The 21,166-nt window shown below is 61.4% G+C and carries 14 protein-coding genes; 3 read left to right on the forward strand and 11 right to left on the reverse strand.

What is annotated here, in order from left to right; all coding sequences use genetic code 11:
- Nucleotides 1–181: 181 nt before the first annotated feature.
- Entirely contained in the window at nt 182–460 is a 279-nt protein-coding gene (locus ACXR0M_RS00995) for a helix-turn-helix domain-containing protein (RefSeq protein ID WP_458829098.1), read from the forward strand.
- Between the two features lie 12 nt (nt 461–472).
- Here the strand turns inward: ACXR0M_RS00995 and ACXR0M_RS01000 are convergent, their stop codons facing one another.
- Together ACXR0M_RS01000 and ACXR0M_RS01005 are read right to left on the reverse strand one after the other, a co-directional pair.
- Entirely contained in the window at nt 473–1,309 is an 837-nt protein-coding gene (locus ACXR0M_RS01000; RefSeq protein WP_458829100.1) for an amino acid ABC transporter permease, read from the reverse strand.
- Nucleotides 1,306–2,127 carry an ABC transporter substrate-binding protein gene (locus tag ACXR0M_RS01005; protein WP_458829102.1) on the reverse strand — a complete coding sequence of 274 codons (822 nt, stop codon included), beginning with the start codon at nt 2,125–2,127 and terminating at the stop codon, nt 1,306–1,308. The genes ACXR0M_RS01000 and ACXR0M_RS01005 overlap by 4 nt, the downstream gene beginning before the upstream one ends.
- Before the next feature lie 112 nt (nt 2,128–2,239).
- Between ACXR0M_RS01005 and ACXR0M_RS01010 the strand changes: the two genes are divergently transcribed.
- A complete protein-coding gene (locus ACXR0M_RS01010; protein ID WP_458829104.1) occupies nt 2,240–3,136 on the forward strand; it encodes a homocysteine S-methyltransferase family protein in 897 nt (298 codons plus the stop codon).
- A gap of 79 nt (nt 3,137–3,215) precedes the next feature.
- Here the strand turns inward: ACXR0M_RS01010 and ACXR0M_RS01015 are convergent, their stop codons facing one another.
- The 3 genes from ACXR0M_RS01015 to ACXR0M_RS01025 are packed head-to-tail and all read right to left on the reverse strand — an operon-like array spanning nt 3,216 to nt 4,979.
- Nucleotides 3,216–3,887 (reverse strand): GNAT family N-acetyltransferase, encoded by a 672-nt coding sequence (locus ACXR0M_RS01015; protein WP_458829106.1) that lies wholly within the window; start codon nt 3,885–3,887, stop codon nt 3,216–3,218.
- Between the two features lie 12 nt (nt 3,888–3,899).
- Complete coding sequence (locus ACXR0M_RS01020) at nt 3,900–4,346, reverse strand: N-acetyltransferase family protein (RefSeq protein ID WP_458829108.1); 447 nt, start codon at nt 4,344–4,346, stop codon at nt 3,900–3,902.
- Between the two features lie 9 nt (nt 4,347–4,355).
- Nucleotides 4,356–4,979: an FMN-binding negative transcriptional regulator gene (locus ACXR0M_RS01025; RefSeq protein ID WP_458829110.1), complete on the reverse strand. Its 624-nt coding sequence runs from the start codon at nt 4,977–4,979 to the stop codon at nt 4,356–4,358.
- Between the two features lie 92 nt (nt 4,980–5,071).
- Between ACXR0M_RS01025 and pdxR the strand changes: the two genes are divergently transcribed.
- Entirely contained in the window at nt 5,072–6,619 is a 1,548-nt protein-coding gene (gene pdxR, locus ACXR0M_RS01030) for a MocR-like pyridoxine biosynthesis transcription factor PdxR (RefSeq protein WP_458829111.1), read from the forward strand.
- Between the two features lie 27 nt (nt 6,620–6,646).
- Here the strand turns inward: pdxR and ACXR0M_RS01035 are convergent, their stop codons facing one another.
- The 6 genes from ACXR0M_RS01035 to ACXR0M_RS01060 form a co-directional block, all read right to left on the reverse strand.
- Nucleotides 6,647–11,191: a hypothetical protein gene (locus ACXR0M_RS01035; protein WP_458829113.1), complete on the reverse strand. Its 4,545-nt coding sequence runs from the start codon at nt 11,189–11,191 to the stop codon at nt 6,647–6,649.
- 22 nt (nt 11,192–11,213) lie between these two features.
- Nucleotides 11,214–15,821 (reverse strand): hypothetical protein, encoded by a 4,608-nt coding sequence (locus ACXR0M_RS01040; protein ID WP_458829115.1) that lies wholly within the window; start codon nt 15,819–15,821, stop codon nt 11,214–11,216.
- A 185-nt stretch (nt 15,822–16,006) separates the two neighbouring features.
- Nucleotides 16,007–17,032, reverse strand: a complete 1,026-nt coding sequence (locus ACXR0M_RS01045; protein ID WP_458829117.1) for a histone deacetylase family protein — start codon at nt 17,030–17,032, stop codon at nt 16,007–16,009.
- 207 nt (nt 17,033–17,239) lie between these two features.
- On the reverse strand, nt 17,240–18,232 hold the full coding sequence (locus ACXR0M_RS01050) for an AraC family transcriptional regulator (protein ID WP_458829119.1): 993 nt from the start codon (nt 18,230–18,232) through the stop codon (nt 17,240–17,242).
- A 160-nt stretch (nt 18,233–18,392) separates the two neighbouring features.
- Entirely contained in the window at nt 18,393–19,397 is a 1,005-nt protein-coding gene (locus ACXR0M_RS01055; RefSeq protein ID WP_458829121.1) for an asparaginase, read from the reverse strand.
- 168 nt (nt 19,398–19,565) lie between these two features.
- Complete coding sequence (locus ACXR0M_RS01060) at nt 19,566–21,011, reverse strand: alanine/glycine:cation symporter family protein (RefSeq protein ID WP_458829123.1); 1,446 nt, start codon at nt 21,009–21,011, stop codon at nt 19,566–19,568.
- Nucleotides 21,012–21,166: the final 155 nt, after the last annotated feature.

Genomic DNA, 21,166 nt, shown 5'->3' on the forward strand with positions numbered 1-21,166 from the left:
AACTGCATTATTCTGCGTTTTCAAGAAGATTAAGCGCCTTACTCTGCAACTTATTGCAGATATGCAATTACCCTGGCTCTGCGGGATGCACTATATTGCGTTTCTGACGTAGTTAACCTTCGAATCACCCTCGGATTGCCTTGAAAAACCTGGAGCAACGTTTGAAAGAGTGGGATCTGAAATGAGCCTGACCGTTGCCGAGCGCACGGCGCTCATCGACAGCATTCAGGATGGTCTGGCCCAGGGGACGCTGGAGATAGGCGAAGCGGTGCGTCGTTTACGGGTTGAAGTCACCGGCCTGCATCAGGTTCAGTTCGCGAAGATGTGCAAAATTTCGGTGCGTACGCTGGTGCATATCGAACATGGCGAAGGCAATCAGACGTTGAAGTCACTGAATGCCGTGTTTCGCCCGTTCGGTTTGAAAATGGGGGTGGTGCGGGTTCGGCGCGAGCACGGCTGAGGGCGGCTGAAGTCAGTCCCGACGCACGTAAGCCTTGCCGTAATGCCGCTCCATCCGTGCCTGGATCAGTTCCAGCCCAATCGACATCAGCCAGTAGATGATCGCCGCGGTGGTCAGCATCTCGATGTAGCGGTAGCTCGAGCGTCCGTAGGATTGCGACAGAAACATCACTTCCCACACGCCCATTACCGAGATCAGCGACGAGTCCTTGAGCATCGAGATGAACTGGTTGGTGGTTGGCGGGATGATGGTGCGCATGGCCTGGGGCAGGGTGATGCGCCAGAAGATCACGCTGTCACGCATGCCCAGCGCCAGCGAGGCCTCGCGCTGGCCATAAGGCACGCCAAGGATGCCGGCGCGGAAGATTTCGCTGAGGTATGCGCCATAGTTCAGCGACAGGGCAATGATCCCGGCGACCACCGCGCCGGGGACAACGCCCAGTTGCGGCAGGCCGAGGTAGATCAGCAGGATCTGGATCAGCAGCGGCGTGCCGCGAAAGAACGAGGTGTAGAAGCTGGCGATGCCGAACGCCACGGCGCTTTTCGACAGCCGCGCCAGGGCGGTGACGAAGCCCAGCACTGACGAGGCGACAATCGCGCAGGCGCAGAGAAACAGGGTCAGCGCCGCGCCCTGCAAGAAGCCGTTGGGCGCCAGATGCACGCCGAGCAGGTTTGGCAACTTGTCGAGGATGATCGACAGCTTCAAGTCGAAGCTCAGGAAGAACCCGGCGAACAGGCTGAACATCGCCGCCCACGTCAGGTACAGGCGCGTGCGGAAACCGAACAGCCGTTGCCGGCGCGATTCAGCCACCGGTTGTGGTGGCTGTGGAGGTGTCGGGAAGGCAGTCATTGGCTGATATCGGCGCCGATCCATTTCTGCGACAGCTTGCTCAGTGTGCCGTCCTGTTTCAGTTGCGCAAACACCTCGCGCACCTTGGCATTCCACTGGGCGTCACCCTTTTCGATGGCGACCGAATTGGGTTCCGAATACAGCGGCTGGCCGGCCAGTTTGAAGCGCTGGTCCTGATTCAGGCGGGGCTGCGCGGTCACCAGATTGGTGAGAATGGCATCCAAGCGCACGCCAGCGCCTAGGCCGAGGTCCTGGAAGGCGACGTTGTCGGTGTCATACGGAGCAATCTGCACATCCTCGAACGGATACTCCAGACGGGTGTCTTCGGCGCCTTCGATGACCAGGTTCTTGTTCAGATAACTTTCGTAGCTGGAGGCGCTGGTCAGGCCGACTTTCTTTCCGCTCAGGTCCTTGGCGCCGTGGATGCGATCGTCCTTGGCGTTGACCACGATCACCGCTGGCGAAGCGTAATACTCGACCGGGAAATCGAACACTTCGGCCCGGGCCTTGCTCGGAGTCATGGAGCAGATGCAGATGTCGTAGCGCCCACTCCAGTGGCCGGCGGCAATCACGTCCCAGGACGGCGTTTCCAGGCGCAGCTTGACGCCCAGTTTATCGGCCACGGCTTTGGCGACATCCACATCGAAGCCGTCGAGCTGGTTCTGATCGTTAAGAAACGAGAACGGTGGATAGCTTTCCATCAACACGCCGACCAGTTCTTTTTTCTGTTCAATGCGATCCAGCGTGGCGCCGGCAAAGGCCTGTGTCGAGGCGGCGAGAAGGGATAAGCCCAGAGCCAGTAGAGGTTTGATTTTCAATGGTCGGTCCCTGGAAAAAAGAAGTTGTTATTAACGAAATGGTGGGTATTAAATAGTTATAAGAACCACTCTGGTAGTGAGTTATTTTCATAAGCATATGAGCGAAAAGCATATGGGCGCAGAAACGGTAATTCTTGATGGCGGCATGGGCCGTGAGCTGCAACGCGCCGGGGCACCTTTCCGGCAACCTGAATGGTCGGCACTGGCGCTGATCGAAGCCCCGCAGGCGGTTGAAGCGGTGCACGCCGCTTACATCGCCAGCGGCGCCAATGTGATCACCAGCAACAGTTATGCAGTGGTGCCATTTCACATTGGTGAGGAGCGCTTCGCCGCTGAAGGCCAGGCATTGGCTGCGCTGGCCGGTGAGCTGGCGCGCCGCGCGGTACAGGCGTCGGGCAAAGCGGTGCGGGTCGCCGGTTCGTTGCCGCCGTTGTTCGGTTCCTATCGTCCGGACCTGTTCGACGCGACGCGGGCCAGCGAATTGCTCGCGCCACTGGTCAACGGCTTGGCGCCGCATGTCGATCTGTGGTTGGCGGAAACCCAGAGTTCGATCATTGAGGCGCGCTCCATCCACGCTGGCTTGCCGCAGGACGGCAAGCCGTTCTGGCTGTCGTTTACCCTGAAGGACGAAGATACCGACGAGGTGCCGCGTCTGCGTTCCGGTGAGCCGGTGGCCGAAGCGGCGGCGGTGGCAGCCGAACTGGGTGTGCAGACGTTGCTGTTCAACTGCAGCCAGCCGGAAGTGATCGGTGCGGCGATTGATGCGGCGCGTGAAACGTTCGAGCGTCTGGGGGTGACGATTCACATTGGCGCGTACGCCAACGCGTTTCCGCCGCAACCCAAAGAGGCGACCGCCAACGATGGTCTCGATCCGTTGCGTGAGGACTTGGACCCACCGGGCTATCTGCACTGGGCACAGGACTGGCAGCAGCGCGGTGCCAGTCATTTGGGCGGTTGCTGTGGCATCGGCCCGGAGCACATCGCGGTGCTGGCGCAGAAGCTCGCGTAAACCAGAGCAAAAGATCGCAGCCTGCGGCAGCTCCTACACAGGGGTTGTCGCAGGCTGCGATCTTTTTGCTTTTAACGACTCAGGAACGGCATTCGACCAGGCCTTTCACTTGCCCGCCCGGTGTCTGGTTGTCATCGCTCAGCCAGCGCTCGAACCCCACCGCAATCGCCGGCCACTCGCCATCCACAATCGAATACCACGCGGTGTCGCGGTTCTGACCCTTGACCACCATGTGCTGGCGGAACACGCCTTCGAAGCTGAAACCCAGCCGTTCGGCGGCGTATTTGGAGCGCGCGTTGCCGTTGTTGCACTTCCATTCCAGGCGTCGGTAACCCAGGGCGAAAGCATATTTGCCCAGCAGATACACGGCCTCGGTGCTCTTCGGCGAGCGCTGCATCGGCGCGCCGAAGGTGACGTGACCGATCTCGATACGGCCCTGCGCCGGGACAATCGACATCAGGCTGAGAATGCCCTGCACCTGACCCGTGGCGCGGTCGATCACGCTGAAGAAATACGGATCGCTGCTGGCCGCATGGTTGTTCAGCCAGTCATTGAAAACCTCGCGCTGCGGAAACGGGCCGTAAGGCAAATAGTCCCAGAGTTTCGGGTCGGCACCGGGGCCTTGGAGGGCGTTGAACAGTTCGTCGCCATGGCGCGCCGGGTCGAGTCTTTCCAGGCGGATAAAGCGGCCTTCGAGCAGTTTGCTGGTGGGCGCCGGAACACCTTTCCAGTCGGCGAGTGAAGTGGTCATGGGCGCGGCTCCTTAAATGGCTTTGCGAAACTGGATGAATCCCGGGCGTTCGGCGATGCGCTCGTAGAGCTGGATCGCGGTGGCGTTGCTCTCGTGGGTCAGCCAATGGACTTTGCCGCAGCCGTCAGCCTTGGCGGTGGCGTAGACGTGCTCGATCAGCAGGCGCCCGACCCCGGTGCCGCGCGTTTCTGGCACGACCAACAGATCCTGCAGGTAGCAGGAGTTCTCGATGCTCCAGTTCGAGCGGTGATAAATGAAATGCACCATGCCCACGGCTTTGCCGTCGGCCCAGGCCAAAGCGGCGTGGGTTGGTTCGCTCGGGTCGAGGAAGCGTTGCCAGGTGCTGTGGGTGACAGCGTCCGGCAACTCGGTGTTGTAGAAGCGTAGGTAGGCTTGCCACAACGGCAGCCAGGCGGCGTGATCAGCGGCGGTCACCGGGCGGATCTGGATCTGACTCATGCTGGTTCCTTAACGCATCAAGTGGGCGAGGGTCTGATCGGCGAGGTCAGGACTGGCGGCTAGCCCTTCACGTACACCGGCAATGTCTTCGGCGCTGCGGTTCTGGCTGAGCTTGCGCTTGCCTTCGAGGCGCTCGATGGGAATGGCGAAACCGATGATCGCCTTGAGCATGCCGTCGATGTAATCGGCCGGCGCGTCGTCGACCTTCCACGGTTGCGCGCGACCGGCTTCATGGCGATCGGTGAGGGTGCTGACGATATCCAGCAGGCGCCCGCCATCGCTGAACGTTTCGGCATGGCCGTAGGCGTGCACCGCGATGTAGTTCCAGGTCGGCACGACTTTGCCGTGCTCGGCCTTGCTCGGGTAGAAAGCGGGGCTGACGTAGGCGTCCGGGCCGGCAAAGATCACCATGGCTTCGGCGCCGTCGCGCAGGTCTTTCCACTGCGGATTGGCCTTGGCCAGATGTCCGTACAGCGTGCCGTTCTCGCCTTGTTCGCGATGCAAGAGCACCGGCACATGGCTGGCCTGCAGGCCGCTTTCACCGTGAGTCACGAGAATGGCGAGGCGGGTGGCGAGGATCAGTTCGTGCAGTTGGGACAAGTCGTCGATGGCAAAGGCGCGTGGCGTGTACATGGAGAAAATTTCCTTGGCGAATGCCTGCATCCTAGGCAGGCTATTGGACTGTTGTAAGAGCCATTCAAGACCAATTTCACAGGTCCATTGCCATGCCAGCATCGTCTACGCTGTCACTGCCATTCAATCCCGCCGGGATCGAACTTGACCGCCGCCAGGGTCTGAGTCGCCAGCTCTATCAAGCCTTGCGCCTGCGGGTGCTGGATGGCCGGCTCGCCAGCGGTACCCGCTTGCCCGCCAGTCGTGATCTGGCAGTGGCGCTGGCGATCTCACGAAACAGCGTGGTGCGCGCATATGATCAGCTATATGCCGAGGGCTTCATCGAGGGGAGGGTGGGGGATGGTACTTATGTCGCGCAGTTGCCACCTTCGCTCGCTCAGCCGAAAAAACTATCCACAAATCCATCCACAGGGTTTTCAACAGGCTTACCCACAGCTTTATCCACAAAATCGACAGATTTCCCTGGGATTACATCCAGTAAAGTTATCCACAGTACGGCTGTGCAACGCCTGCAAAATAATCATTTGGCTGCGCCACCCAGTGGGCCGCCAAAGGCTTTTCGGGTGGGAGTACCGGCTTTTGATCTGTTCCCGTTCGATGTCTGGGCCAAGCTGAATGCGGCTTTCTGGCGAAAACCGGATTTGCAGCAGCTCTGTTACGGCGATCCGGCTGGCGACTCGCGACTGCGCAGTTTGATCGCCGCCTACCTGCGCAGCTCGCGCGGCATGCAATGCACGGCTGAGCAAATTGTGATCACCAGCGGCGCCCAGCAGGGCATCAGCCTTTGTGCACAGTTGCTGGTGACGCCGGGCGACAGCGTGGCCATTGAAAATCCCGGGTATCGCGCCGCCGGTCATGCCTTTGCGGTAGCGGGTGGACACCTGCAGGGCATTGCGGTCGATGCTGAAGGTTTTGATTGCTCGGTATTGAACACCGCCAGTGACTGCCGGGTGGCTTACGTCACGCCGTCTCATCAATACCCGACCGGGGTGGTGATGAGTCTGGCGCGGCGTCTGGAACTGCTGGCCTGGGCCGAACGCACGCAAGGCTGGATCATCGAAGATGACTACGATGGCGAGTACCGTTATAGCGGCGCACCGCTGGCGCCGCTGGCGGCACTCGATCAGCAGGGACGCGTGCTGTATGTCGGGACGTTCGGCAAGGTTGCATTTCCGGCGCTGCGACTGGGTTATCTGGTGTTGCCCAACGCTCTGGTGCAGGCGTTTGCTCAACGCCGGGCGGTGGATGTCCGGCATTCCGAGGTGAGCACCCAGGCGGTGATGGCCGAATTCATGGCTGCCGGGCATTTCCAGCGCCATATCCGACGCATGCGGCGGGCCGCGCTGAGTAGGCGCAATGCCCTGCTGGAGGGCTGGCCACCGAATATTCCCGGGGTCGGCGCGCTGCCTACGGTCGCCGCCGGCCTGCATCTGACCGTGCCGGTGGACAACGTGGTCCGGGAGCGCGAACTGATCGATCTGGCCAAAGCTGTCGATGTCGAGATCAACGGCCTGAGCAGTTACTGGCTGCCGGATTCACCACAGCGGCAAGCCGGTCTGGTACTGGGTTTTGCCGCTGTACCGGAAAATGCCATCAGCGCTGCGCTGGCCCGGTTGCGCAGCGCCTGGCAGGTCAGTTGAACGAGGCCGCAAGGACCGCCGCGAGGGTCACGCGGCGCCGAAGAACAAGCTCGGGTCGCTGATCCGGCGCAAGACATAGTCCAGCGGTGTCAGGGCCAGAAGTGCCTCGCGCCGCTCGGAAGTGAATTGCTGCAAGTGTTCGTCAGCGATTTTCAGATGCGCCGCCGTGAACTGTTCCTGCGGTGTATTCAACGAGTCGTAATGAAAGTGCGCCAGCCACAATGGCTGGTCCTGACGAGTGACATCAAGCACACGGTACTCCAGAAAATAGTCCTGACGTTTTTTGGTTTTGATCCGCCCCTGTGGGTTCTTTTCGATGCGTATCTGGCGGTTGTCCAGCATCCACTGCACATACGCCAGTCGGGGCTGGCGTTCCTTGAGCAGGCCGGCGCGGGTACGCACTCCCTCTTCGCGCAACCGCGTGGCGCCGAGCTGCAACTCCAGCGGCAGCATGCCCACCGGGGGCGGTGGCCGGTTCGCCTGGCGCGCGCGCGCAAATACGCCTTCGAGGCTGACGGCGGCGGCCTCCAGCCGCTGCGCCTGCTGATCAAAAAGATCCTGCATGTCGGCGGGAATGCGATTGGGCTTCAGGGCGTCCTTGCGCGTGTGCTCGATAAAGCCCTGGATGTTTTCGTTCAGATCCAACGCCTGCGCCAGAATATCGCTGTCATCCAGTACCGGTTGTGCCGCGGGTCGTGGCCGGGCCAGCAGAACTGTGTCGAGGGCTGCCGCCTGTTGCGACGTGGAAGGTTTGGGTGCCGGTACACGGGGACGACTCTTGGTGACTTTGGCGCTCGGTCGTGACGGCCCGGCCACTGCGGGTTTGGGCAGCGTCGGGGCGGCAGGAGGCAGCGTTGCCGGGAGCAATTGATCGAGTTGTTCCTGCGCCAGTTGCTTGAACTCACCGATCAGGCCGCTGATACGCCCGAGCTCGCCTGGGTCAACCTTGTCAGGGTATTCGTCAGGCAGGTCGGCCAGTCGTTGAATGGCATCGGAATATACGTCGATCAACCGGCTCAGGGTGGTGATCTGTGCGGCGGGCTGAGCGCCGTCGTCCGCCGTTCGAAGCATCGCCGAGTGCCGTCGCGTGGCCGTCGCCGCCTCAATGATCAACATACCGACGGCGTCCCGAGCCGGCGCCGAGTCGCTGCTGGGGGCACCGCGCATGCTGACTTCATGGGACATGCCGATTTCATTGGATTTCAGATCCCATTGGGAAAACGCCGGCAGCAGGCGCCGCAGTTTTTGCGCGACGGTGATGCCGCTGCCGCCGGCAAGTTCAAGGGGCAGAATGGAGGTGTGACACAGTTGCAGACGGGCAACCATGGCCTGGCCCAGGGTCAACGCCTGGCGCACGCTATGAATATGAGCCTGCAGCGACACTTGCAGGTTTTCGCCCAGGTGCTCGGTGTTTTCGGCGAGTTCCCGGGTGAGTTTTGCATAGGCATTGCGCTTGAATAGAAACCAGAGGCTGAGGTTCTTGTGCAACTGGGTGGTCATGCTGATCAGGTCATACAGATAACCCTCACTGCCACCTGCGAAGCGCCATTGATAGAGATTCTGCAACGCCTGTTCGTAGTCGCCGATCAACGTTTGCGCCTGATCGACGTAACGCTCGGTCGCGAGACTTTTCTCGGCGCCGGTCGCCCGTGTCATTTCGTCATGCAGCCTGAGCAGTGTGGCATTACCGCTGGCTTCGCGGCTCTGGAAGGCTTGCAGTGCGGTCTTGAAAGCGGCCTGTTGCTCGGCCTTGAGTCGGCGTTGTTCGCGCAGCTGACTCTTCAGACTGGTGCCACCGGCTCCCCCGCGCAAACGCAAGCGGGTGTCGACAAACCACTGGCCCTTTTGGTTATGGCTGAGCAAGGGGCCGGTCTTTGCCGGTGCCCGCGGAAAAACGATCTGTACCTGCTGGTCGTCGTTCTCCCGGACATTGAACCAGCGCTCGCCGACGTTTGCGTACATCCTGCCGTTCAGTCGATACAGCGGCGCGGCGCCGCTGCTCAGGGTTTGCACACCAGGTGCCGTCAAGTCAGGGGCGGCGACCGCCAGCGATTGCAGGTAGGTGGAAAAGTCCCCTGGGGATCGGTGGGGCACCGAGCCATTGGCTTCCAGCGCGGAGTAGTGGCTGGAAGGGAGTTCTCCGGTCAGCGTCGCCGGATTGAACATGACCTTCGGCGCAGCGGGCTCGCCCGGCGCCGCAATCGCGGGCTTTGCCAGCGTGCTGTCTACGAGGCGCGAGGCATACCCGGCGCCGGTTTTGCGCCGAATGCCGGCATGATGGGCAAGCAGAATGCCCAGGCTCAGCAGCAAATCCCCGGCCGCGCTCCATTGGGTCCTGGTATCGCCCTGTTGATAGGCATTGATGCTGGCATCGATGTCGCCAATGCTTTGCCAGACCCAGACGGCAGCACCCGCCGGCCCGCTGAGAAAATTGGCTGCCAGGCTGAACAAGGCCCAGCCGCTGTCGCGCAGCAGGGCCCAGCGCCGTTGTGAATTGGACAAGGACTGGCGCTCAGCGAGTGCGCCCATGGCCTGCGCGTGTGTGTTGAACAGCGTAGAGAACACATCGCCACTCAGTTCGGCCGTGGCCAGTTCTATCGGCCCGGCCCAGCTCACCGAGGTCCAGGGTTCGCTCAGCATTTGCAGGCCGAGCCATGGCGAAGGCAGGCCGACCGGAAAAGCGTATTGGGCATATTTGAAACTGATGGCCGAGTCAGGCAGCCACGCCAGCACCGAATCGCGCAGGTCACCCGGCTGGTGCAAGGCATACAACAGATTTTGCTCAGAGACGAACTGCAGCAGCGGCGGATCGAACAGCGGGCGGTACAACAGACATGGTCCGCCGGCCGGCTGACGGGGTGCGATGACGAACATGTCGGTGACGGTATCACCGGTGGTGTTGCCGGCATGCACGAAGGTCAGCGGGCGAATGACCACCGGTTGCGGGTGATCGGGGAGAGGATGAAGCCAGCGCAGTATGTACTGATAGCCGCGCTCATCGAAGCCTGCCAGGCCGCGGATCTTGTACTCCAGCGCCATCAGCGGCAGTAACGCGTGCAGCTGGTTGATGTAGAAATGCTTTTGCAGGGAGGCCTGGCTGGCGTCATCGACCAGCTTGTCCTTGAGCAGACGCGGATAGGCCGAGCCAATGTCGACTTTGTTGGCTATTGTCGTCAGGTAGTCCACGCTCAGCCAGTCCGGCACTGCGTGTGAGGGATTGAACTGCACCCGTGCCTGATACGGCGGGCAATTCTGCAAGGCGTACTCGCCGAGATTTTCGGTGTGGGTGTCGAGCGGATTGGGCAAGGTGAAGCCGCCCGATTCGAAACTGTTGGTGATGGTGATTTCGAGGCTGTCGAGGGGCAACGAGGAGGCCTGGGGTTTGTCGGCAATGATTGCCTCACGCATGCGCGTACGCGCGAAGGTATCCAGCGGCAGGATGCGGAACAGACGGGTGTCGGTATTGCGATACAACTTGCCCAGCGCGCTGACACTGCGACCATAGGCGTCGAGATCGGTCGCCGAGGCCCGCAGCAACCATTGGGGTATCGACTCGTCGAGCGCCATGCTCGTCCCGGGCTTCCCGACGCCGCTGTGTTCGATCAGCGCAGGTTCAAGCTGCAGATCAGCCGGCTCACCGGCAACATCTTCGCGCGTGATCGCGGCGATGGCGTCGAGCTGGGTGCTGACCAGCGCCCAGGCCATGTGGTCGAAAAAATCGCCATCGGGTTCGAACAACTGCCATTGCACATTCCTTCCGGCCAGCCGCTCTTCGATGCGCGTCGGCAACGCCTCCCCGAGTTTTTCCAGGGACGTGAACGATTCATAACCTTCCTCGACGGTATACAACATGACCAGATCGCGCTCCTGGTAGCGCCCGGTCAGCACTGCAGCGCCGCCCAACAGCAGGTGCTGGCTGGCGCCCAGTTCGTCGACGATATCGATGTCGATCAGGCAGACGCGAATGGCGCTAAACGCCGGAGCGCGTGCGGCACGCTCCTGTCTGTCCGGGTGCATGGAGACGGTCCGGGCAACCTGACACTGCACCTCATCCCAGCCATCGGCCTTTTGCACGTCCAGCGCTTTGCGCAGGGCATCGGACAATTCGCGCCAGCGCGGCTCACGTTTGCCGGGACTGTTCCAGTAAGCCAGTTGTTGCTCGCCGAAAGCGACAAACAGCAGCGGCGTGTAATCGTTGAGCAGCCTGCCGATCGCTTCGATATCGACATCCAGGTGCACGATCGGTGTGACGTGCGGATTCAGCGTCAGAAAATGTTCACCCTCCAGCAGGTTGGCTGTCGAGTCACTGAAAAACAGTCTGATCAACGTCCCGGTCAGGGATTCAAAGCGAGTGGGCAGAGCGCTCACACCGTCGTCCGTGGCTTGCCACTGCGGGGTACCGAGCAGCGTATGGTCGGGGTCGAGTTCCAAATGGGGATACAGGCTTTTCAAGGCTGTGCGCAGCATGTGGGCACCCACCTCGTCCACGGTCGGGCCCTGGCTGATTTTGTGGATGAGCAGGCCTTTTTGCAGCAGTACGGGAGGGGCGTGATCCGCGGGAAGTTCGATCATGATCAATATCCTTATTGATGGGTCATGCGCGAGAGAAAAACAGCGTGCGCGCCAGCGTCGGGCTGATCTCGCTGCGATAGATGGTGATGACTTGCGGGTCGGAAGTGGCCGCGCGCCTGTCGAACGCGCCCAGCAATCGTTGATCGCGAAGCTTCAGGTGGGCGGCGGTGAAGGCGCTTGCCGGCGAGTCTGCGGCGGCGTAATGGAAGTGTGCATACCACAGCGTCTGCCCGCTGCTGCGTTCGCGAATCTCGTATTCCTGCAGGTAATCCTTGCGCGGGCCCTTGAGACGACGGCGGCTGCCATTGGCGACGATGTCGATTTCATTCTTGCTGTGCAGCCATTCGACGCGAGTGGCGGTGGGGGGCTGTCGCTTGATCATTTCGACACGCAGGCGCTGACCCTCCGCGTACAAGCGATCACGTGCCGCGTTCAGTCGCGCGATCAACGCGGTATTGCTTCTGGCGGGGCTTTGGGTGGTGTTGGCGGGCGTTGGGAGTTTTTCCAGGGCGCGAGCGGCGTGGTCGAACTGCTCGGCTTTCTGCTGGAACAATTCCTCGATTTCAACGGGCAGGCGTCCGGGCTTCCTGGCGCTGGTGTCCGTCTGAGCGATGAAATTGTCCAGTTCATCGAGCAGCGTTTGCCCTTGTGCGATCAAGGTTTCGGCGCTGGCGGGTTTCGTCACTGATCGATGAGGTTGTGCCGCGACACGCTCCAGCCAGACGCCGGGGGTTTTCTCGTGAAAGGTGGCGATCACCTGTCCAGTCAACGGTGCGCGCACGTCCAGTAGCACCGGCTCTCCGGGGGCCGCGGTGCGGATTTCACCGACCACGGTGCCGCGGAAGCGGGTTTTCACCACCCGTTTGCGCGAGGCTGTGGTGGCTTTGGCAGGGACGGAGCGTGGCGTTTGGGTTGGCTGTTCAAGCAACAACTGCGCGAAGAAACGTTCGGTTTGCTGATGAAATTCACTGATCCGCGTACACATCAGCGCGAAGGGTTGCTCCAGCACGACTTTTTGATGGGCGATCGCAAAATCTTCGAGGATCCGGTCCGTCGCGGCGAATTGTTCAAGCACACCATTGAGTGCCTCGATACGCTCCTCGGCGACCCAGACGCCGTTCTCAAGCATCAGTTCCTGCGAGGTCTGAATGGCCAGAGTGGTTGTGTCGAGGATTCGAGTCAGGTCGTTTCTGGCGCTTGTCAGGGCGGCACTTGTGCCCTCTTTCAGGCAGACCTCACGGGTCAGTGAGACCTGCAGAGCCTTGAGGTCATTGAGACTGTAGGCGGGCAGTCGGGCCTTGTAGGTAGCGGCAATTTCCGAAGCGCCTCGACCCAGTCGACTCAAATCCAGGAAGCATGCGTGGGCAAATTCGATCTTGCCGATCAGGCCTTCGTTCAGGTCGATCATTTTCTGATAGGTCGCTCGGCCCTCGGCATTGGTGCTGGTTTCTTCGGCCTCCAGCAGCGTCAGGGTTTGCATGAGCGCTTGCCCGAACTCATGTTTCTTCTGGTCCAGCCAGCTCTGGTTGAGGAACAGTTGGGCGCCGAGCATCTTGGTCATGGAGGTGCGGTAAGTCGGTACCGTTTCGAGCTGGTTCAGCGTTTTGAGCTGTTCCATCGGCACTGCATATTCGCCAGTGCGCTGTTCGAGCTTTTGCAGAAATTGCTGTTGCAGGGCGGGCAAGGCCTTGTCGCTGGCCTGTTTCATGGTGGTGTATGCCTGAGTCAGCTCACTGTTGGCGTTTTCCAGCGTTCTGTCGAAATCGGCCAGTTGTGTCTTGAGATCCGCGATGCGCTGGCGGTTTTGCTGTTTGAGTGCCTTGCGCCGGCTCGACATGCCGCCGCCGCGCAGCCGCAGGCGGGTATCGATGTACCAGTCGCCGGAGCTGTTACCAATCAATCCTGGGCCTTGGCGCGCGGGCTGTTCGCGCGAATCGATGATCGACACGTCAGCATCTTCATTGACTGCCACCTCGAACCAACGCTCGCCGACCTTTGTGTAAAAACGGTTCTGGCTGCAATGCAGGTGTTGATACGGACCACCGTCGCGCGGGGGTGGCATCAAGTCGTCAGGAGGGGTAATCCGGAAGCGTTCGAGGGTTCGCACCAGGTCGAGGACGACGTCGGTTGCGAGGCTGGCGGAATGGCTCGTAGCGCTGGCAGCACCGGTGACGTCGGGCAAGCGCACAACGGCCACCGTCACTTCCCCTGGCACTTCCTTCGCCGCTGGCGGGTCTTGTGTGGTGATCTTGATCAGCGGTTTTTCCGTGCGTCTGGCGGCCGGTGGACGACGAGTAGCAGCGTGATGCGCGAGTACGACCGCCAGGTTCAACAGCAGATCGGTGATCGCACTTTCCTGCCGGGCAGAGCTGTCCTCTGCATGGCCATCAATGGTCTGTTGCACATCGTCGAGCACTTGCCAGATCCATGCGGCGGTGCCGACGGTTTTACCCATAAAAGGCAATGCGGCGTTGAGAATCAGCCAGGCGGCTTGCTTGAAGGTCTCCCAGCGACTCTGCGCATTGGACAGCGACTGCCGTTGTGCCAGATCGATCAGCGCGTTGGCATTGGCCTGATAAAAGCCGGCCAGATAATCACCCTCGATAACCCGTGAACCCAAGGATAGCGTGCCGCTCATTTGCAGCGTCGTGAGAGGGTCGGCCAGCAGTTGCGAGACGCTCCAGACTGAAGGCAAGTTGCCGGGGAAAACATAGTTGGCGTAGTTGGGCCGAACGTTGTCCGGCAGCCAGGCGAGTACCGACTTGCGCAGTTCGGGAGCATGGCGAATGGCGTAAATCAGATTGGCCGGCGTCGGGTACTGGCTGAGTGGTTGATCGAGCAAGGGCCGATAGAGCAGGCATGGCCCCTTGTCCATCTGCCGTGGTCCGATCACGAACATGTTGGTCACTTCATCCGCTGACGCCCCGGTACGCCAGCCGGGCTTGAAGGCCAGCGGGCGGATCACGATCTCCTCGCCCTCTACCCGGCGGTTGGCTGCAAGGACCTGGACCACCGCTGCGACATAGCGATAACCGAGTTCGTCGACGCCGTTGTGCTGCCGGATTTTTTGCTGCAAGGCCAGTAACGGCAGTTCGATTCGCAGTCGCGCGGTGAACAGATTCTGCCGTCGCAGGCTGTCGAGAGGATCATCGAGGAGCCTGGTTTTGATCAGGGCCGGGTAGGTCTTGCCGATGTCCATCCGTGTCACCAGCGTCTCCAGATAGCTGACGGTCAGCCATTCCGGGAGCGTCGAGGAAGCGCCGCTGCTGACGCTCTTGTTGCCGGTCGGCAAGGCAATCAGGTTCTGCAACGCCAGATCGATCAGGTTCAACCGCGTGTGCTCGGTCGGCACCGGTGGCAGGAAACTGCCCCAGGCCACCACGCTTTCGATATCGACGTGGATGTCGGCCAGGTCGAGATCCGTGGCGTCGGGATGGTCCTCGAGCAGGGCGACGCGCAATTGCTCTTCGGCGTAAGCGCGGATCGGTTTGATCCCGTCGTTGAATGCCAGCCCCTTGTGTTGGCCCTGTACAACAGCGAGGTCCATCAGGTGCCGGCTGTAGGCCGTGAGGTCGGTGGAGCTGGCGTTGGCCATCCAGTCGGGCAGCGCGGCTTGCACCCGGTCAAGTCGCGACGGCGCATCTTTCGCGGTCGGTGAGAAGTCCTGGCTGGTGCGGCGGATATGCGGGGCCAGATCGGCCACCGGCGCGGACGGAGGATCTGCCAGCGAACCGATGCCGTCCGATTGCAGGGCAATCAGATTACACGCCAGATGATCGAAGAAATTCCCCTGCGGTTCGATCAGGCGCCAATTCACGGTGACACCGGGTTTCTGCTCACGGGAATACGTGCGCAGCGACTCTCCCAGCGCCTCGAACGAATCGAACGCCTGAAAACCCTGCACGATGGTGTGGGTGGTGATGACCGTGCGTTTATCGACTGTGCCGATCAGCACCGCCATATCGAGCAGGTTCAGGTGCGTGCTGACGCCTGCAGAAACCGCGTCCAGATCGATCAGGCAGGCGCGACAATCGTAGCGGTCGTGAGCGGCGCGGACAGTTTTGTCCGGATGGCTGAACAGCAGGCGCGCCATGGCGCTGCGGTCATTGTCCCAGTCCGGGTTGGCGGGGACGTTCCAGCGCTCACGCAAGGATGTCGACAAGCCTTTCCAGCGGGGCGTTGCGGCACGTGTGATCTGGTTCCAGTAATCGAGTTGCTGCTCCTGAAAGGCGACGAACAGCAGCGGCGCCAGCTCGTTGAGCAAGTGTCCGATGGCTTCGATGCTGACGGGCAACTGCGCCGGTACCTGGTCCTGCGGCTGCAGTGTCAGGTAGTGCTCGCCTTCAAGGTAGAGCACCGGCGTAGCCCCCACCGCATGCCGGACCAGCGCGCCGGTCAGTGATTCGAAATGCCTGGGACCGGGCGCGACGTGGTCTTTGGTCAATAACCAGGAGGGCGCGACCACCGCCGCCAGGCTTGGGTCGATCTGCAGTTGCGGGTACAGCGCTGTCAGGGCCGGACGCAGGGTTGCGGCGGCAACTTCCCTGATCGAAGGGCCGGCGACCAATTGCGTCAGCAGATCGTACTGCACGTTGATCGGATCGGGCGCTGGGCTGGAAGCGTCGGGCATGGTCACATCCTTTTGAGGCACGGGCACCGCTGAAGATGCGGAGCAATGACCGGGCAAGGTAGTGACGGATCGGGTGAGCGGGGTGGTATATAAATACCGCAGAGAAAAAGACCCGCGTCGGCGGGTCTCGTTGGGACGCGGATATCAGCTGAGGGAGTCGCGCTGGATCCTGATCCCGAGTCGATTCATTGTGCAAAACCTTCGAGCACGTTCACCGCGTTGATACCGATTTCCTCGACCGCGTAGCCGCCTTCCATGACGAACAGCGTCGGCTTGCCGAGGGCAGCGATGCGTTTGCCCATTGCCAGGTAGTCGGGGCTGTCGAGCTTGAACTGCGAGATCGGATCGTCCTTGAACGTGTCGACACCCAGCGACACGACAATGATGTCGGCGCCGTAGCGCTCGATCTCGTTGCAGGCCTGCTCCAATGCTGCGCTCCACGCATCCCAGCCGGAGCCGGCGGGCAGTGGATAGTTGAAATTGAACCCTTCACCGGCGTCTTCGCCGCGTTCATCGTCGTAGCCGAGGAAGAACGGAAACTCGGCTTCCGGGTGGCCGTGGATCGAGGCGAACAGCACATCGCTGCGCGCATAGAAAATCGACTGGGTGCCGTTGCCGTGGTGGTAGTCGACGTCAAGGATCGCAACCTTCTTGTGGCCCTGATCAAGGAACGCCTGGGCGGCGATGGCGGCGTTGTTGAGGTAGCAATAACCGCCCATCAAGTCGCTGGCGGCGTGGTGTCCCGGTGGACGGCACAGGGCGAAGGCACTGCGTGCGCCGCGCTGGATTGCCGCTTGGGCGGTCAGTGCCACTTGCGCCGCGCTGTAGGCCGCTTGCCAGGTACCGGCGGTGATCGGCGCGCCGCCGTCGAAGCTGTAATAGCCGAGCTGGCCGTGCAGGCTGGTCGGTTTGATCGGCCGCAGCGTGCGCGCCGGCCAGGTGTAGGGCAGCAGGTCGCCGTCGGTGTTGAACTCGGTCCAGCGTGCCCAGGCACCTTTGAAGAAGTCGAGGTAGTCGCGGCTGTGGATCCGGGCGATCGGCTCCAGCCCGAAATCCTTCGGCGCCTCGACCGGGCCGAAGTTCTGCTGCTGTACCCGTTGCAGCACATGGTCGGCTCGCGAGGGCATTTCGAAGCACGGCTTGAGCTGGCCGTCGATGAGTTCGCAGCGGCCATGGTGCAGGTGGTGATCGTCTGAGTAGATCGTCAGCATTTGTTGTTCTCCGCAAGGCTGATTCGGTTGCCCCCAGTGTTGCGGCGCGCGGCGCATCGGAGAACGGCAGGAAAGGCCAAAAGGGGATTGATATGGCCAAAACATCTGACCGTTAATCGCCCCTTCGTCAGATCAAAAGATCGCAGCCTGCGGCAGCTCCTACAGAGGTTAATGCAGGAGCTGCCGCAGGCTGCGATCTTTTGATCTTCAGGCTCTGAACTGGCTCGGCGCCACACCACTCCAGCGCACAAACGCATGCCGAAAACTCGCGGTTTCGCTGAAACCCAGGGTTTCGGCGATGCGGTAGATCGGCAACTGATCCTCGCACAGCATCTGCTTGGCGCGTTCGAAGCGCAGTTCGTCGAGCAGCTCCTGATAACTGCTGCCCATGTCCTTGAGGTGGCGGCGCAAGGTGCGCGGCGAGCATTTCATCTGTTGCGCCAGACCCTCCAGCCCCGGCGCGGCGTTTAGCTGGGCGCCGAGCAACTGGCGAATCCGCCCGAGCCACGCCTGTCGCCCGGTGAACTCGGTGTTCAGTTTGCGGCAGCGTTCGGCCATGGCCTGATGAGTAATGATGTCGGCCAGCGGCAACGGTTGATCGAGCCAGTGCCTGTCGAAGGCAAAGGCGTTGTTCTTGGCGCCGAAGTGCAGCGGGCTGGCAAAGTGTTCGGCGTAGCTGGCGCGGTAATCCGGCGCGGCGTGTTCGAACCGTGTGGCGCGCAGGGGCAGCGGATGACCGAGCAGGTCGTCGCAAATGACTTTAAGCGACACCAGGCAGAACTCGGCGTTGAACACTGCCATTGCCGGGCTTTCGCGATAGTCGGCGGCGACGAACCAGACGCGCTCGCCATCGTCTTCCAGGCTCAATTCGAAAAGTGTTCCCAACAGCGCCGGATAGCGGATCGCCAGGCGCAAAGCGTCACCGAAGGTGGCACAGGTCAGCAGCGCGTAACCAAGGATGCCGTAGCAGGAGACGTGCATGCGCCGCCCCAGTTCTAGGCCGATATCGTGCTTGAGCGCGACCGCGTTGGCGCAGACCTGCATTTCCTGGTTGGTGGTGATGCGGGTGTCGGCGCGGTTCAGATCGGCGGCACGGATGCCGCTGCCAGCCAGCAACGCATCATCGGCAAGGCCCTCGCTTTTGAACGTGTTGAGAATCAGCGAGACGGCATTGAGGGTGGTGAGGTGGGAGTGCAGCATGGGATCTTCCAGCCTTGAGATGCTGGAAATAGGAGCAAGTTGTGTGCCTATCACCCTACTGTAGGAGCTGCCGAAGGCTGCGATCTTTTGATCCTGAAAAACAAAAGATCGTCCGATCGCGGCCCGAGCCTTCGGCAGCTCCTACAAAAGATATGTGGTGTCAGATCAGCTCGCCACACAGGTCGAGTTCGATCAGCCGGCGCACTTCAGCCGATTCCAGCCCCGCACCGAGCAACGCCTGCAACTTGCCGAACGCCGCTTCGCGGGTCATGCCGCCACCGGAGAGCACGCCGACGCCACGCAGCCGGCTGCCGGCCTCGTACACGTCCAGCTCCACCCCACCTTCATGGCACTGGGTGACCGCGACCACCACCACGCCGTTGTCTCTGGCCCGGCCGAGGCTGGCGAGAAACTCCGGGTTGTCACTCGGGCCGGTGCCGCTGCCGTAGCATTCCAGCACCAGACCTTGAATGCCGCCATCGAGCAAACCGTCGACAATTCCGGCATTGATCCCGGGGAACAGCGGCAGCACGGCGACATTCGCCAATTGCTTGGGCTGGTTGTAGTGCAACGCTGCGGGAATCGCCGTGGCTTTCACGCCGCCGCCCTGACGCTCCAGGCGCTTGAACGGATGGCGGCCGAAGCTGCGCACTTTCGCGCAGTGGGTCGGGTCGAGCCGTTCGCCGTGGAAGTACAGGTGCACGCCCGGCGCCAGGCCCTGGCCGAGGGCAACCAGCGCGCCGCCGAGGTTTTCCCAGGCATCGCTGTCAGCCACGCCCGCCGGCAGCATGGAGCCGGTGAAACACACACGGGCCTGCAGACCGAGCAACTGGAAACTCATCGCCGCCGCGCTATAGGCCAGGGTGTCGGTACCGTGCAGGATCAGCACGCTGTCGCAGCCTTGTACGTCCACGGCGTCGACCACTGCTTCACGCAGTTGCTGCCAATAGGCCGGGGTCATGTTGGCGCTGTCGATCAGCGGCGCCATTTCCCGGAAACGCCACTGTGGCACCACGAGGTCAGGCTGGCTGTGCAGGTAATCGCGCATGCGCGCTTCGAAACCGGACGCCGGGGCCAGGCCGTTGGTGCTGGCCTGCATGCCGATGGTGCCACCGGTGTAGAGGACCATGACGTGTTGGGCGGCGGGGTAGGTCGACGAATTCATCAGGACTCTCCGAAAGGATGGGGACCTGGGGGAGCGGGCTTGCTCGCGAAAGCGCAGTGTCAGTCAGCGTATGTATCAACTGAAAGACTGCATTCGCGAGCAAGCCCGCTCCCACAGTTTTCCGAACTGTAACTGACGGGCGCAGGGGATGCGCCCGTCATTCACCTGTCAGCGTTGCGCTGCAGGGACGCCTTGCGGCGCGGCTTCGCTGTTGCCGGCGGCTGGCGCCTCGGTCGGCCAGGCCTTCAGGTCCAGATCCAGGTCGGCAAACTTGCTCGAGTCGAACACTGGCTGGCTGATACCGGCACGGCGCTGCTCGTCGTAGTCGCGCATCACACGCAGACCGACCTTGAACAACATGGCCAGGGCCATCAGGTTGACGAAGGCCAGGCAAGTCATGGTGATGTCAGCGAAGGCGAACACGGTCGAAAGGTCTTGCGTCGAACCCCACACCACCAGTGCCAGGACCAGACCGCGGAAGATCATCAGCACGGCGCGGTTGCGGCTGAGGAACTGCAGGCTGTTTTCGCCCAGGTAGTAGTTGTAGAGGATGCAGGTAAAGACGAACAGCGACAGCGCGACGCTGACGAAGATCCGGCCCCAGTCACCCACCACGGCAGCCAGCGAGTTCTGGGTCAGGACGATGCCGTCACCTTCGAAGCCCGGGGTGTAGAAGCCCGACAGCAGGATCAGCAGCGCGGTGCAGGTGCAGATCACGAAGGTGTCGAGGAACACGCTGAACGCCTGAACCACGCCCTGTGCGCCCGGGTGTTTCACCGAAGCCACGGCAGCGACGTTGGGTGCACTGCCCAGGCCCGCTTCGTTGGCGAACACGCCACGCTTGACGCCCATGACGATGGCGCTGCCGAGCAGGCCGCCGAAGGCCGGGTCGAGACCGAAGGCGCTCTTGAAGATGGTTTCCAGCATGGCTGGCACGTGTTCGATCTGGGTGCCGATCACGTACAGGGTCACGCCGATGTAGGCCAAGGTCTTGACCGGTACCAGCAGGTCGGACACCGCGGCGATGCGCTTGATGCCACCGATGAAGGTGATGGCCAGCAGCACTGCCAGGACGATACCGGTGTGGCGCGGATCGAAGGCGAAGGCGTTCTGCAGCGAGTGGGTCACGGTGTACGACTGCAGGCCGATGAAGGCAAAGCCGTAGGTGACCAGCAGCAGGATCGAGAACACCACGGCCATGCCTTTGAGTTTCAGGCCGTGCTGAATGTAGTACGCCGGGCCGCCACGGTACATGCCGTCACCGTCGGCGCGCTTGTAGACCTGCGCCAGGGTGCATTCGAAGAAGCTGCTGGACATGCCGACCAGAGCGGTCACCCACATCCAGAACACCGCACCTGGCCCGCCGAGGGTCACGGCGATGCCGACACCGGCGATGTTGCCTGCACCGACACGGCCGGCAAGGCTGAGCATCAGGGCCTGGAACGAACTGAGTTGGCCGCCGCTGCTTTTCAGGCTGTCGCGGAACACCGCGAACATGTGGAGAAAGTGGCGCAATTGAACGAAACGCGAGCGAATCGTGAAGTAGCTACCGAGCCCGACAATGAGCGCGATCAGTACTTTCCCTGAGAGGAAGTCGTTGATGACTTCGAGCATGGATTTTTCCTCGCTGTTTTTTGTGTGAGCAAATACTGGATGGTCGGAAATATCGTGTTACACCGGCTTGCACGCGGCAGTGCAGGTGAGGCGAAGATTTCGTCCCGGATCCATTTCGCGGGTTTGTTATTAGTTCGGGTTTCGCATGGGTTATG

The organism is Pseudomonas sp. Eth.TT006 (assembly GCF_054456575.1).